Raw genomic sequence first — 15151 nt, forward strand, 5'->3', positions numbered from 1 at the left:
GGTTTGTTGTTTTTATTTCAATCGATCAAGAATGGTATTGAACGTAGCACTCGGCCTCATGGCTTTGGAGGTGAGTTCTTCACTAGGCTTGTAATACCCATCAATATCCACAGGAGCTCCCTGAGCGGCAAGCAATTCTCCATTTATCACAGACTCTTGCTCTTTCAATTCTTTAGCTACCCCAGCGAAAAGATCTCTGAGGGCTGCATCATTGTCTTGTGCTGCAAGGGCTTCTGCCCAATACATGGCCAGGTAAAAATGGCTACCTCTGTTATCCAGCTCATTCACACTTCTGGATGGAGACTTATTTTCCTCCAAAAACTTACCGGTAGCTGCATCCAGCGCATCAGCCAACACCTGAGCGCGAGGGTTGCTGTCTGCAATACTCAGGTGCTCCAAAGACGCTGCCAGGGCCAAAAACTCTCCAAGGGAATCCCACCTCAGGTGGCCTTCCTCTACGAACTGCTGTACGTGCTTAGGCGCTGATCCTCCTGCCCCAGTTTCAAACAGCCCACCACCATTCATCAATGGTACAATTGAAAGCATTTTGGCACTGGTACCTACCTCCAATATTGGGAAAAGATCCGTCAGGTAATCGCGGAGCACATTGCCTGTAACCGAAATGGTATCCAGTCCCTTTCTGATTCGCTCTACGGTAAACTTGGTAGCCGCTACTGGTGACATGATGTGGATTTCCAGGCTGCTGGTATCATGATCCTTCAGGTACTGATTCACTTTTTGAATCAACTGCGCATCGTGCGCCCGGTTCTCATCCAACCAAAATACAGCAGGGGTTTTGGAAGCACGCGCACGGGTAACAGCAAGCTTCACCCAGTCCTGCACCGGGGCATCCTTCACCTGACACATTCTCCAAATGTCTCCGGCCTCTACTTGATGGGATATCAATACATTGCCAGCGGCATCCACTACTCGCACTTCACCATCTCCAGGGATTTCAAAAGTCTTGTCGTGAGAGCCATATTCCTCTGCTTTTTGGGCCATGAGCCCCACGTTGGGTACACTTCCCATGGTAGTAGGATCATAGGCTCCATTGGCCTTGCAGTCCTCAATCACTGCTGCGTAAACACCCGCATATGAGCGGTCAGGAATAATGAATTTGGTGTCTTTTAGTTTTCCATCAGGGCCCCACATACGGCCGGAAGTCCTGATAGCCGCAGGCATTGAGGCATCGATAATCACATCACTAGGTACATGCAAGTTGGTGATCCCTTTATCAGAGTTGACCATGGCCAATTCTGGACGAGCGGCATAACATGCAGCAATGTCTGCTTCAATATTCGCCTTCTCAGCTACAGGAAGGGTTTCAATTTTTGCAAGCAGATCAGCCATACCATTGTTGGCATCTACTCCCAGACTTTTGAAGGTCGCCTCATATTTTGCAAAAACAGGCTTGAAAAACACTGAAACCGCGTGTCCAAAAATAATGGGATCGGACACCTTCATCATAGTAGCTTTCAGGTGTACCGAAAGGAGGACGTCTTCCTTTTTGGCAGACTCTATCTCACCCTCGAAGAATGCTCTCAGTGCATTCTTGCTCAAAACTGATGCATCGATCACCTCACCTGCTTTCAATGAAGTTTTTTCTTTCAATACAGTCACCGCTCCGTTTGCTTCAACCAGTTCTATCTTCACATCACCAGGCTCACTCACGCTAACAGATTTTTCACTTCCGTAAAAATCGCCATCCTTCATGTGGGCAACGCTTGATTTGGAATCTGCTCCCCAGGCACCCATCGAATGTGGGTTTTTCCTGGCATACTCTTTCACGGCTCTGGGGGCTCTCCGATCAGAATTTCCCTCTCTCAGCACAGGGTTCACTGCACTCCCTTTTACTTTGTCGTATCGTGATTTGATGTCTTTTTCGTCCTCTGTTGTGGCTTCAGCCGGGTAATCAGGCAGATTGTAGCCTTTACTTTGAAGTTCTTTGATCACCGCCACCAGCTGTGGAATTGAAGCGCTGATATTGGGCAGTTTAATGATATTGGCTTCTGGCGTTTTTGCCAGATTGCCCAACTCAGCCAGGTCATCAGTGATTCGCTGGTCTGCCGTAAGTCTTTCAGGAAAACTGGCAATGACCCTCCCTGCCAGAGAAATATCCCTGGTTTCGAGCTGAATGCCTGCGGGCGCGGCAAATGCCTGGATGATAGGTAGGAAAGAATGAGTTGCCAGAGCCGGAGCTTCGTCGGTAATAGTGTAAATAATTGTGCCTTGTTTTGCCATTTGTTCCTGAGTTTCCTGAGTCATTGTTTGACGACTCAAATCGTATTTGTACTTAGTTTGTATTTAATAACTTTCTTCCTTGTTGGGAAAATCCTTGGACCTAATGTCCTTGATGAAATTGGTGGTAGCCTCACCAATGATTTTATTCAAATCTGCATATTGTCTTAAAAACCTGGGCTTGAAATCCTGAGTGATTCCCAACATATCATGCACCACCAGCACCTGACCATCTACATCCGGTCCTGCTCCTATACCAATAATCGGGATGTGCAGGGACTCTGATACTTCTTTGGCCAAACTGGCTGGGATTTTTTCCAGCACGATACCGAAGCATCCAATGTCCTGTAAAATCTGTGCATCAGATTTCAATTTTTCGGCCTCTACCTCCTCTTTGGCACGCACGCTATATGTGCCAAACTTATAAATAGACTGAGGTGTAAGCCCCAAATGTCCCATAACAGGAATCCCTGCTGACAGCACTCGGGAGATACTTTCCTTGATCTCAATGCCGCCTTCCATCTTTACCGCATGTGCACCGGATTCTTTCATAATACGGATGCTCGATCTGAGTGCTTCAGAAGAATTGCCCTGATAACTCCCAAAAGGAACATCCACCACCACGAGTGCACGATGAACGGCCTTGACCACCGAAGTGGCATGCCAGATCATGTGATCCAGAGTGATGGGCAGGGTAGTTTCATTCCCGGCCATGACATTGGACGCTGAATCTCCTACCAGGATCACATCTATACCGGAGGCATCCAGAATACGCGCCATCGAGTAATCGTATGCAGTGAGCATAGCTATCTTCTCTCCGGTCGCTTTCATCTCCTGAAGCCGGTGGGTGGTGATTTTCTTAAATTGTCCTTGCGCTGTGCTCATACTCTGTGGGGTCAGGTTGTTTATCGGGGTAATGCCCAATCGTCGGGGAAGGCGCAAATTAATAAAAACCTACTTCATCTGAAACGACTCTTTGTCACTTCCATTTGATATTACATCCCATACTCGGGTGTTGGTCATCAGAAATAGGATCACCCAACACCAGCGCATCCAAAGCACCCCTCAAATCCTTCCCATTTACCGGCTTCCCATTTCCTGGAGAGGCTTCATCCATTCTACCCCTGTAGACACAGAGATTGTTTTCATCAAACACAAAAAAATCAGGAGTACACTCAGCTTTGTAAGCCCTGGCCACACGTTGGGATTCATCATATAAATACGGAAAGGTAAACCCCACGGAGAGGGCCTGCTCCTTCAAGGCCTTCGGACTATCTCCGGGGTATTTGATGACGTCATTGGCTGAAATGGCCACAAAGTCAACCCCTTTATCCTGATAATAATGAGCAATATTGGCTATCTCCTCCTGAATATGAATCACATAAGGGCAATGCGCACAGATGAACATGATCACCGTGCCTTTCGCTCCTCTTGCCTCGGATAAGGATACTGATTTTCCTGAAACGACATCCGGTAGCCTAAAATCTGGAGCCGGTGTGCCTAGTGACATCATGCTGGATAAGGTGAGTGACATTTGATCTTTACTTTTTGCTACAAAAAATGAATTAAATTGAACTTCAAAATTATCACGAAGTTTCACCATGAGATACCCATTTGCCCTACTTTTTGTTTTCATTACAGGATTGGTCTTTGCCCAGACACCTGCCCCAGAGCGTACCGAGGGCGACGGCCCCTATGATCGCCTGATTATCCGTGGGGCTACCCTGATTAACGGAAATGGAGCACCACCTATGGGGCCGGTAGATATTGTGATCACGAAAAACAAGATTAGCCAGATCAGTATAGTGGGATATCCTGGTGTGTCGATTGACAACAGCAAAAGACCCAGAAGTGGCGAAAACGATCATGAAATAGATGCTGAAGGCATGTATGTCCTCCCCGGGTTTATTGATATGCACGGCCACATCGGATCTATCTCTGAGATTCCGGCGGAGTATGTCTTCAAATTGTGGATGGCACATGGCATTACCACAATACGTGAGCCCGGGAGTTTTCAGGGCAGAGACTGGACGCTCGATCACAAAAAGCGAAGTTCCAAAAACGAGATCACCGCTCCAAGAATCATTTCCTACACGGGGTTTGGAATGGGGTCCGATGGCATCAATACGGAAGAGGAAGCACGAAAATGGGTGCGCGCCAATGCTGAAGCCGGTTCTGATGGCATAAAATTTTTCGGTGCCCGGCCTGAGATCATGAAAGCAGCGCTGGAAGAAAACAAAAAACTGGGACTGGGGGCTGCATGCCATCACGCCCAAACCAACGTGGCATGGTTAAATGTCCTTAACTCTTCGGAATGGGGACTTACCACGATGGAACACTGGTATGGCCTCCCTGAGGCCATGTTTCATGATCGTACTGTACAGCACTATCCGGCAGACTACAACTACCAGAATGAACAGCAGCGCTTCGAAGAAGCAGGCAAGCTCTGGGAGCAGGCCGCAGCTCCGGGTTCGGAGAAGTGGAATGAGGTAATGAATACATTGCTGGCTCGGGACTTCACCCTGGATCCTACCTTCAACATCTATGAAGCCAACCGGGACCTCATGCGAGCCAGAAATGCTGACTGGCACAAGGACTATACCCTGCCTGTACAGTGGGATTTTTATGCCCCCAGCAAAGTATCTCACGGATCTTACTGGCACGCCTGGGGCACGGAACAGGAAGTAGCCTGGAAGAAGAATTATCTGCTCTGGATGACATTTGTGAATGAATACAAAAATCGGGGTGGGCGGGTGACCACTGGCTCTGACAGTGGTTACATCTATCAGCTTTATGGATTTGCTTATATCCGGGAGCTTGAGCTCCTCAGGGAAGCCGGTTTTCATCCACTGGAAGTCATTCGATCCGCCACCCTAATGGGCGCAGAAGCCCTTGGGCTTCAGAATCAGATCGGCACCATAGAGGTGGGCAAACTGGCAGATCTGGTCCTGGTAGAGGAAAACCCCCTTGCAGACCTGAAGGTGCTGTATGGAACGGGAGCCATCAGGCTGACCGAAGAGAATGAAATAATACGTGCCGGTGGCGTAAAATACACCATCAAAGACGGGATAGTATATGACGCCAAAGAACTCCTGAAGGACGTGCGCGAAATGGTGAAAAAAGCCAAATTAACTGATGGTGAAATCACTCAACCAGGATATCCCAATTGGGATTAAGGCACAAAATTCATACTTTTAGCAGAATCCAACTATCAATATGCTCAACCCCAGATTTCTTTTCCTCCTCATACTGATCGCGCTCTCTGCCTGCATTGAGACTCAATCCAGCAAGGGTCAGGAAGATACGCCCAACGCGGCACCACAGGTTCCGACGAATCCATCTGGCAGGATGGTCTCTCTGCTGGGTACCGTGCTGCCTCCCAAGCAACTTTCAGAAAGAGTCATGGGAAAAAGACTGGAGCAGCTGGAGGATGCACGGAAAAAATATGAAAGCGATCCGGAAAATCTGGACAACATCATTTGGTATGGGCGACGCATGGCCTATCTGGGCCGCTACCAGGAAGCCATTCGCATTTACTCTATTGGGCTGGATATTAATCCTAATTCCTACAGGCTGCTGAGGCATCGTGGCCATAGGTACATTACCGTGAGGAAATTTGATGCGGCCATCGAAGACCTGCAGAGGGCGGCTTTCTATGCCCGACCTGCCGAAAACAAAATAGAACCTGACGGACTACCAAACAGGCTTAATAAGCCCCTTTCTAACGATAAATTCAACATATGGTACCACCTTGGCATTGCTTATTATCTGAAAGGAAACTATGACAAAGCCATCTCTTCCTTTAAAAAATGCATCACCTACGCCGACAATGATGACCTGATAGTGGCTACCACGGATTGGTTTTATATGACCTACCGTAAAATCGGAAACCTGCCGGCAGCTCAGGAGCTACTCGCTCCCATTTCCAGAAGGATGAATATTGTTGAAAATTATGCCTACCATCAACGACTGATGATGTATCAGGGCCACTACCAACCAGAAGACCTCCTGGATAAAGCAGATCGTGACAATGACAGCATTGATCCCACCATAGGGTATGGGGTGGCCAACTGGTATTTGTACAATGGTCAGGTAGATATCGCCACAGAACTTATTGACAAGATACTCCGCAACCCACAGTGGGACGGATTCGGGTATATCGCTTCAGAAGTAGATAAGGTCTCTCTCGGCAATCTTTAGAGTGCCTCGATATCCTTTCGGATCTGAATAAGGATTTGAGGATAATCGGTAATGATACCATCTACCCCCATGTGAAGCATTTTCACCATGTCCTCACGATTATTAGGTGAATAAGTGTATACCTGAAATCCCCGGGCATGCATCCTAAAAACCCGCCGGGTAGATAGCGTGTGGTATTCAGGGTTGAGTGCTTTCATTCGGTCATCCTCCTTAGCCCGCCCCAGGTGCATTTTTGTTTCCACATAAAACGCAATCAAAGGCGCAGAATCTTCACCGATCATGAGCTTTTTGGTCTGCACATGATCATCATACTCATGAGCCGCTTCTATGTACTCTACTTCTTCCGACTGGAGGATGATCCATTCATAGCCATTCTTTTCTTGTCGGATTACGTCCACAAGTTTCTCAGCAAAATCATGATAATGTGGGTGATCCATGTGCTTGATCTCGATGAGCACCTTGCATCTTCCATTGATCAGGTCCAGCACCTCTTTGAGTGTTGGGACACGCTCATCTCTGAATTTGGGATCAAACCATGAACCCGCATCCAACTGCCTGATTTCCTCCAATGTGTAATCATGCACGGCCCCTGTGCCGTTGGTAGTCCTGTCCAGAAACTCATCATGAAACACCACTATTTCCTCATCCTTGGTGTTTCTCACATCCAGTTCTATCATATCCACACCCATTTCGATGGCCGCACGAAATGCCGCCATGGTGTTTTCAGGAGCAATCCCTGAAGCTCCTTTATGAGCGATGATGTCAAAGTGTTCTTTCTTCAGGGACTTATCAATCACCGGACTCGTGAGGAAATGTAGATAGATATAAGGCTCGAATAAAGCGACAGCCAAAAACAACACCATAACGGGTGATGAATAAAGAAGAAATTTTTTAGTCATTTCAGTTGTCGAATAGTCGCATTAAGTTATAAAAATAACCATCCATTACCACGTGGTTCACTCGCTTTTTGCCGGTTTTGTCAAACTTAGGTGAAGCTCCTGAAGCTGTGCTGAGTCAATCAGGGATGGAGAGTCGATCATTACATCGCGGCCTGATGTGTTTTTAGGAAACGCGATAAAATCTCTGATACTGTCCTGTCCTCCGAAAAGTGCGCAGAGTCTGTCAAAACCAAATGCAATACCACCATGCGGAGGAGCGCCATATTCAAAGGCACTCATCAAAAAGCCAAACTGATCCTGAGCTTCCTCTCTGGTAAAGCCGAGGGCATCAAACATTTGCGACTGCAGGGTTCGGTCGTGAATCCTGATAGACCCACCTCCAAGTTCTACTCCGTTCACCACCATGTCGTAGGCATTGGCTCTCACACTTCCAGGATCTGTGGAAAGTTTATCCAAATCTTCCGGATTTGGTGAGGTAAATGGGTGGTGCATTGCATGATATCGCTGAGAATCTTCATCCCACTCCAATAGTGGGAAATCAACCACCCAGGCGGCCGTGAACTTACTGCGGTCTCTGAGCCCAAGTCTTGAGCCCATCTCCAGACGCAATTCGCAAAGCGCCTTCCTGGTTTTATTGGACTCACCGGCCAAAATCAGCAGCAGATCACCGGGGCTCGCCTCCAAACGCTCAGCCCAGGATTTCAATGCCTCCTGATCATAAAATTTATCTACAGAACTCTTAAAGGAGCCATCCTCGTTGCATTTCACATACACCAGGCCCTTTGCCCCAATCTGTGGTTTCTTCACAAAATCCGTCAACCCATCCAACTCCTTGCGGGTGTACTCGCCACAGCCCGTCGCGTTGATCCCTACGACCAACTCCGCACTGTCAAATACGACAAACCCTTTTCCCTGAGTCAGGTCGTTGAGCTCCCTGAATTCCATTCCGAACCTCAGGTCAGGCTTATCCGAGCCATATTTGGTCATGGCATCAGCATAGGAGATGTGAGGCAGCTCACCGAGATCCACCCCTTTCACTTCTTTGAAAAGATATTTGATCAGTCCTTCGAAAGTATCCAGTATGTCCTTTCGGGTGACAAATGACATCTCACAGTCTATCTGTGTAAACTCCGGCTGACGGTCTGCGCGCAGATCCTCATCCCTAAAGCACTTCACGATCTGAAAATACCGATCGAATCCCGAAACCATCAGCAACTGCTTAAAAGTCTGTGGAGACTGAGGCAAAGCATAAAACTGATTGGGATTCATACGTGAAGGCACCACAAAATCGCGCGCACCCTCAGGTGTACTTTTGATCAGGTAAGGAGTCTCTACCTCCGTAAATAAGTGATCTGACAGATAGGCTCTGGTCTTTTGCAACAGCTGGTGGCGCATTTCCAGGTTTTTCCTGACAATCCCCCTCCTCAAATCGAGGTATCGATACTTTGCCCGCAAGTCTTCTCCACCATCCGTTTCATCATCGATAATGAATGGAGGGGTCTTCGACTCGTTGAGTACCGTCAGCTCTTTCACCCTTATTTCCACATCCCCTGTCGGGATTTTATCGTTTTTAGCCACACGTTCTACCACTTCTCCTGTCGCTGAAATCACAAACTCGCGACCTACGCTTCTCGCCAGCTCTAGCGTCTTCTCATCAGTTTTCCCCTCCTCAAAGATGAGCTGAGTGATGCCGTACTTATCCCGAACGTCTACCCAGATCATTCCACCTTTGTCTCTAATCTTCTGTACCCAGCCGGCCATGGTGACCTGCTGACCAATGTGACTGCTTCTAAGCTCCCCGCACGTATGTGTTCTCAACATTTTATTATTTTTTGCGTCGTTTCCTGTTAAAACAGCGGCAAATTTAACAATAGTTTTAGCTTTGAAATAATAAATCTCAACAACCGATGAAACTACCCAAACAGCTCTGGATAATGATTTTACTTCTCTTGACCTTTAGCCATTTCGCTACTGCTCAGATTTCCGTGACCCGCCAGAAAGTCACCAAAGATATTTCCATGGAAGTGCCTGAATCGTTCATTCCCATGAGCCAGTCCGAACTCATTGGCAAATATGTGTCCTCACGCACTCCCATTGCCATGTACACCAGTGAGGATCGAAACATTGATCTGGGAATCAATGAAACCAGCAGTGCCTGGGCGGGTGATGACCTCCCCATTCTACAGGCCTTTTACAAAGCCAACATTGCCAACCTCTTCACGGAAGTGGAATTTTTACAGGAAGAAATTCGTGAAATCGGGGGAAGGCCCTTCATTGTATTTGAATTTATCTCTAAAATCACCGACGAGGAGAGCACCTTTGGGGGTAACAGCAGCATTTCCAAGTATACCTACATACAATATACTTTACGAAATAATAAGGTGCTGCTCTTCAACTTCACCTGTCCGCTGAGAGCACGCCCTCAATGGCAGGAAACCGCTCAAAGAATGATGGAAAGCGTAAGGATCAAATCATGAATACGCTGAGCATTCATAGTGATGAACACTATATGCGTCAGGCACTGAAAGAAGCTGAGGCAGCCTTTGAGGAGCAGGAAATACCTGTAGGCGCAGTGGTCACCTGCCAAAACCGGATCATTGCTCGGGCACACAACCAGGTGCAAAGGCTCAATGATGTCACGGCCCATGCCGAGATGCTGGCCATCACCGCGGCACAGAATTTTCTGGGCTCCAAATACCTGGACCAATGCACACTGTATGTAACCCTCGAGCCATGCACCATGTGTGCCGGAGCACTGTACTGGTCGCAGATAGCCAAGGTGTGCTACGGGGCGAAAGATGAGAAAAGAGGCTACCACCTGGCCAACCCTGATATATTGCATCCACAAACCACGCTCATCACCGGGCTGCTGGCAGATGAGTCCTCTGAATTGATCAAAGCATTTTTTAGAAAGATGCGCGGGAACAATTCATAGGTTGCTATGTTCTATATTTGACTAATCAATAGATTTTTAAACTAAAAACATATACCAAAATGGCATTCGAACTACCAGATTTACCCTATGCACATGATGACCTTGAGCCACACATTGACAAGCAGACAATGGAAATCCATCATGGAAAGCACCATGCAGGATATGTAGCCAAGCTAAACGCGGCGATCGAAGGCACAGAAATGGCTGGTCTTTCGCTGGAAGAGCTGCTAACCAAGCACAGTAGCAACGGAGCAGTACGAAATAACGGAGGTGGTCATTGGAATCACTCATTGTTCTGGACCATCATGGGACCAGATGGTGGCGGAAACCCTTCGGGCACTATTATGGACGCCATACACGACTCGTTTGGTTCTTTTGAAGCCTTCAAAGAAAAATTCAGCAACGCGGCAGCCACCAGATTCGGATCGGGCTGGGCATGGCTATGTGTACACCCGGGCGGAAAACTGGAGGTCTGCTCTACGGCCAATCAAGACAATCCACTGATGCCAGAGGCCGGATGTGGTGGAAGGCCCATCCTCGGACTGGACGTATGGGAGCATGCCTATTACCTGAAATATCAAAACAAAAGGCCCGACTACATTGATGCTTTTTTCAGTGTAATCAACTGGTCAGAAGTGAATAAAAATTACGAAGCCGCTAAGTAGTTAGCCCACCTTCCCAGAAAAGGTCCATTTCTCATAGGAATGGACCTTTTTTTATGATTCTCGCTCACAACCCGGGTCTGTTAACATCCCTCTTGACTCACCCCATTTCACCCCTACCAAATTCAGCCCCACGTCCGTTCATGCCCAGAAAGTACTCTAAGTTTTAATATTTACACAACCGATTGCATAAATTTATTAAGTTTACCAAACCAGCAATAACTCTACTCAAACTCAATGGATGTCTAACATTTCGGAACTATGCTAAAATTACCCGGCTATCTGGTTGCATTAATCCTGCTCAGCAGCATCAGCTGTAAGCAGGAGGATACTCAAACCGCAGCACGTGAGCGCATCTCGATCAACGATGATTGGCGCTTTATGAAATATCAATCATCGGATGAGTCTGACAGCCTCATCTATGATGTAAGACCAGAGGTTACTGACACACAAGATGACAAAGCTGCAGACTCGAAGCCTACGGAAGCGATAGAAGTATCCACCAATATGGCGGTGCTTAAGCCCTGGATACTGCCTACAGGTAATGAGTTTATCAGCGATCCCTCAAAAAAAAGTGTCCGCCCGGATGGCAACCCAGGAGGCACCTACCCGCTGGTGCAAAGAGACTACGATGACCATACGTGGGAGCTTATAGACCTCCCTCATGACTGGGCCATACAGGGCCCATTCTTTGAGGGGTGGAACACTCCGGTAGGTGGAGGAATGGGAAGACTCCCAAGCCCCGGAGTGGCATGGTATCGCAAGACGATCGAAATCCCGAAGGAAGACGAAGGAAAATCGATTTTTCTGGATGTGGACGGAGCCATGTCCTATGCCATGGTGTGGGTAAATGGTCATTTGGCAGGTGGCTGGCCATACGGATATTCCTCTTGGCGAATCAACCTCACACCATATCTTGAAATTGGCGGAGACAATCAGCTCGCTATAAGACTTGATAACCCGCCGAATTCCTCGAGGTGGTATCCTGGTGGAGGTATTTATCGAAATGTGTGGCTGGTTAAAACCGATCCAATTCACGTAGCACACTGGGGCACTTTTATTAAAACGAACAACGTCTCAAGCAAATCAGCGGAAATTAGTCTGACGGTAGACATCAGCAATAATTCTGACGCAAGCCATGACGTGGAGGTAGTGACGTCAATCTACGCCCTAGAAAATGGCACCTCCGAGCGCTCATTTGTTAAGAAATTTGACAGGAAAACCCTTGTCCTTTCGCCAAATGCGAGGCATTCTGTCGAAAGCTCTGTCATCTTGGAAAACCCAAAACTCTGGGGGCCACCTCCTTCCCAAAAGCCTAACCTCTACTTGGCGGTCACTCAGGTCATCCGTGATCATAAGATACTGGATGAATATGAAACCCAGTTTGGTATCAGGTCCATCGAATTTGATGCAAACAGAGGTCTGATTGTCAATGGTGAACCTGTTTATATTAAGGGAGTGAACCAACATCATGATCTCGGAGCCCTGGGCGCTGCCTGGAATGACAGAGCCGCTGAACGACAGCTTGAAATGCTCAAAGAATTGGGATGCAATGCTATCAGAATCGCCCATAATCCACCTGCCCCCGAACTACTAGATATGACCGATCGCATGGGCTTTCTGGTGGTGGACGAGCTTTATGATTGCTGGGAGCGCAAAAAAACACCATTGGACTTTCACCTGATATTCCCGGAGTGGCACGAGCAAGACCTGAGAGCCATGATCCGTCGTGACAAAAATCACCCATCGGTAATCCTGTGGAGCACTGGCAACGAGGTGGGCGAGCAGTACACTGATGAGGCTGGGGCCCGAGTAGCAGCCAAGCTCAGAGCAATAGCTAATGACGAAGATCCCACCAGACCTACATCTGCTTCATTTAACTATGCAAAACCCGACATGCCCATCACGGCTGAAGTGGAAGTGATCAACCTCAACTATCAAGGTGAGGGGATTCGAAATGCGCCCGCTTACGCTCACCTGAAAGGGATCAACACTCCTCCATTGTATCCAAAATTTCATGATAAATTTCCAGACAAAATGATCATTAGCAGCGAAAATGCCGCTGCACTTAGTAGCCGTGGCACCTACCTGTTCCCTGTGGTAGACGGAATAAGTGCCCCGATCAGCGATTCGGTTGGAGGAGACCCTGCCCAAGGCTACGTCAGCGCATACGAACTTCACACCGCAAATTTCGGCTCCTCTGCTGATAAGGTGTTTAGCTCCTTAGATATGCACCCCTATGTAGCTGGCGGGTTCGTTTGGAGTGGTTGGGATTATTTGGGAGAGCCTACCCCCTATTACCTTTCCAGAAGTTCCTATTTTGGGCTCATAGACCTGGCAGGATTCAAGAAAGATCGCTTCTATCTATATCAGGCCAGATGGAGACCCGATTTCCCCATGGTTCATATTTTGCCTCACTGGAACTGGCCTGACAGGATAGGAAAAATCACCCCGGTGCACATTTTCACTTCCGGAGATGAAGTGGAGCTTTTTCTGAATGGAAAGTCATTGGGAAGGAAAAAGAAAAAACCATTTGAATACAGGCTAAGATGGGATGATGTGATCTATGAACCCGGAACCCTCAAAGCCATTGCTTATAAGGAAGGAAAAGAGTGGTCTGAAGACATGATCAAGACCACAGGTGCTCCAGCTAAGCTGAAGCTGATGGCTGACAGAAGTGTAATCAACTCAGATGGAAAAGATCTGGCCTTTATCACTGCCCTGATTTTGGATGAAAACAATCTCGAAATCCCGAATGCTGCTCATTCGGTATCATTCACGATAGAGGGGCCAGGTAACATACTGGCAACTGACAATGGTGACCCAACAGATCTGACATCCTTCTCGTCACCAACGAGAAAGACCTTTAGCGGAAAAGCATTGGCAATTATTCAGTCCCAAAAGGGACAAGTCGTGCCGTTCAGAATCACAGCTACATCGCCCGGACTGGATCCTTATACCCTTACTATCGAGTCCGCCAAAGACGGTCCTCTAAAAGGAGTGAACAAGTAGATATTTCGCACAATAAACAACCGGTTGCGCAAAAGCAAGATTTATACACACGATTATCCTATGAATACACAAATGAAAATAATCAAGGCCATTGTTCTACTGATATTGAGTATCACCCTTATCCATTGTAGCTCAGAAGAAATGCCTAAACCAAGCTTTGGTGGGCCCTCTGATGGAGATGGCACTCCATCAAAACAGTACCTCAAAGAATTCGCAGCCTTCCCGGTTGGCAATATTGTGTCGGCCAGCAAGCTAGCCTCCAGTTCAGAGGATAATCTCAAGTTTAAAGAGATATTACTCAATGACTACAACAGTATTACCGCTGAAAATGACATGAAAATGGCCAATATCTTCAGAGGTCCTGATAATTACGACTGGAGTGATGGAGATGCGATTGTAGCCTACGCAAAAGCCAATGGGCTCAGGGTACATGGTCATGCGCTGGTTTGGCACTCCTCTATCCCCGGATGGCTCACCAATTTCGCCGGCACTGACGAAGAATTTTCTAAACTCATTGAGAACTACATCAAGCAAACAGTCGCCCATTTCGCAGAGGAAAAAGACAGTCTGGGCAATTCGGTAGTGGCCAGCTGGGATGTGCTCAATGAGTACTTTGATGGCACTAGTGTAAGATCTTCACTATTCTCACAGAGAATGGGAGCTGATTTTCATAAAAAGCTATTCCAATGGGCACGGGAAGCCAACTCTGATGTGAAACTCTTCTACAATGACTATAATGTGATTGGAATCTCCAGCAAAAGGGGTGCGATCCTTAGCATGGTGAGTGATTTTCAGAGCAACAATATTCCAATAGATGGCATAGGTGCACAGGTACATATTAACTATCAATGGCCCACAATCACTGACATTCAGAATGGCTTTCAGGAAATTGCCAATACCGGGTTGCTGATACATTCCTCAGAATTGGACATCACTGTCAACCCAAATGACGATATTTCCGAACTGACCGCCGAAAGAGCGATATCCCAGTCTGTGCAATTTCAGCGGTTGGCCTTTTACTACGGAGAAATCGTACCAAAAAATCAACAATTCGGGATCACCGTTTGGGGGTTCAGAGATCAGGATAGCTGGATATATGAAGGAGGCACAGACTGGCCACTTTTATATGACAACAATTTTGAGCCCAAACCAGCATACGATGGCTTCAGAAATGGCCTTGATGGTCAGGCACCCTAAGGCGCCTG

12 protein-coding genes are annotated in these 15151 nt (G+C 47.4%); 7 read left to right on the forward strand and 5 right to left on the reverse strand.

Annotated elements, in window-relative coordinates; translation table 11 throughout:
- Positions 1 to 12 precede the first annotated feature (12 nt).
- The 3 genes from GV030_RS15485 to GV030_RS15495 form a co-directional block, all read right to left on the reverse strand.
- Positions 13 to 2241: an NADP-dependent isocitrate dehydrogenase gene (locus GV030_RS15485; RefSeq protein ID WP_221413396.1), complete on the reverse strand. Its 2229-nt coding sequence runs from the start codon at positions 2239 to 2241 to the stop codon at positions 13 to 15.
- Between the two features lie 63 nt (positions 2242 to 2304).
- The gene (panB, locus tag GV030_RS15490) at positions 2305 to 3123 is read right to left on the reverse strand and encodes a 3-methyl-2-oxobutanoate hydroxymethyltransferase (protein ID WP_159583949.1); all 819 of its coding nucleotides are present in this window, start codon (positions 3121 to 3123) and stop codon (positions 2305 to 2307) included.
- 94 nt (positions 3124 to 3217) lie between these two features.
- Positions 3218 to 3772 carry a thioredoxin family protein gene (locus GV030_RS15495; RefSeq protein WP_159583951.1) on the reverse strand — a complete coding sequence of 185 codons (555 nt, stop codon included), beginning with the start codon at positions 3770 to 3772 and terminating at the stop codon, positions 3218 to 3220.
- Positions 3773 to 3839: 67 nt separating this feature from the next.
- Here GV030_RS15495 and GV030_RS15500 point away from each other — a divergent pair, with 67 nt between their 5' ends.
- Both GV030_RS15500 and GV030_RS15505 read left to right on the forward strand, forming a co-directional pair.
- A complete protein-coding gene (locus GV030_RS15500) occupies positions 3840 to 5414 on the forward strand; it encodes an amidohydrolase family protein (RefSeq protein WP_159583953.1) in 1575 nt (524 codons plus the stop codon).
- A 40-nt stretch (positions 5415 to 5454) separates the two neighbouring features.
- Positions 5455 to 6438 carry a tetratricopeptide repeat protein gene (locus GV030_RS15505; protein ID WP_159583955.1) on the forward strand — a complete coding sequence of 328 codons (984 nt, stop codon included), beginning with the start codon at positions 5455 to 5457 and terminating at the stop codon, positions 6436 to 6438.
- Here GV030_RS15505 and GV030_RS15510 read toward each other — a convergent pair.
- Both GV030_RS15510 and aspS read right to left on the reverse strand, forming a co-directional pair.
- Positions 6435 to 7337 carry a glycerophosphodiester phosphodiesterase family protein gene (locus GV030_RS15510; protein ID WP_159583957.1) on the reverse strand — a complete coding sequence of 301 codons (903 nt, stop codon included), beginning with the start codon at positions 7335 to 7337 and terminating at the stop codon, positions 6435 to 6437. The genes GV030_RS15505 and GV030_RS15510 overlap by 4 nt on opposite strands.
- A gap of 57 nt (positions 7338 to 7394) precedes the next feature.
- Positions 7395 to 9158, reverse strand: coding sequence for an aspartate--tRNA ligase (gene aspS / locus GV030_RS15515; RefSeq protein ID WP_159583959.1), 1764 nt, complete (start codon positions 9156 to 9158; stop codon positions 7395 to 7397).
- 113 nt (positions 9159 to 9271) lie between these two features.
- On the opposite strand from aspS, the gene GV030_RS15520 reads away from it, so the two are divergent.
- The 5 genes from GV030_RS15520 (at position 9272) to GV030_RS15540 (ending at position 15143) form a co-directional block, all read left to right on the forward strand.
- Positions 9272 to 9814, forward strand: coding sequence for a hypothetical protein (locus GV030_RS15520; RefSeq protein ID WP_159583961.1), 543 nt, complete (start codon positions 9272 to 9274; stop codon positions 9812 to 9814).
- Complete coding sequence (locus GV030_RS15525; RefSeq protein WP_159583963.1) at positions 9811 to 10272, forward strand: nucleoside deaminase; 462 nt, start codon at positions 9811 to 9813, stop codon at positions 10270 to 10272. Before GV030_RS15520 ends, GV030_RS15525 begins: the two co-directional genes overlap by 4 nt.
- Positions 10273 to 10331: 59 nt before the next feature.
- Positions 10332 to 10937, forward strand: coding sequence for a superoxide dismutase (locus tag GV030_RS15530; RefSeq protein WP_159583965.1), 606 nt, complete (start codon positions 10332 to 10334; stop codon positions 10935 to 10937).
- 258 nt (positions 10938 to 11195) lie between these two features.
- Positions 11196 to 13946 (forward strand): beta-galactosidase GalB, encoded by a 2751-nt coding sequence (gene galB / locus GV030_RS15535; protein WP_159583967.1) that lies wholly within the window; start codon positions 11196 to 11198, stop codon positions 13944 to 13946.
- A 72-nt stretch (positions 13947 to 14018) separates the two neighbouring features.
- On the forward strand, positions 14019 to 15143 hold the full coding sequence (locus GV030_RS15540; RefSeq protein WP_159583969.1) for an endo-1,4-beta-xylanase: 1125 nt from the start codon (positions 14019 to 14021) through the stop codon (positions 15141 to 15143).
- Positions 15144 to 15151: the final 8 nt, after the last annotated feature.

Source organism: Marinoscillum sp. 108 (assembly GCF_902506655.1).
GTDB lineage: Bacteria > Bacteroidota > Bacteroidia > Cytophagales > Cyclobacteriaceae > Marinoscillum > Marinoscillum luteum.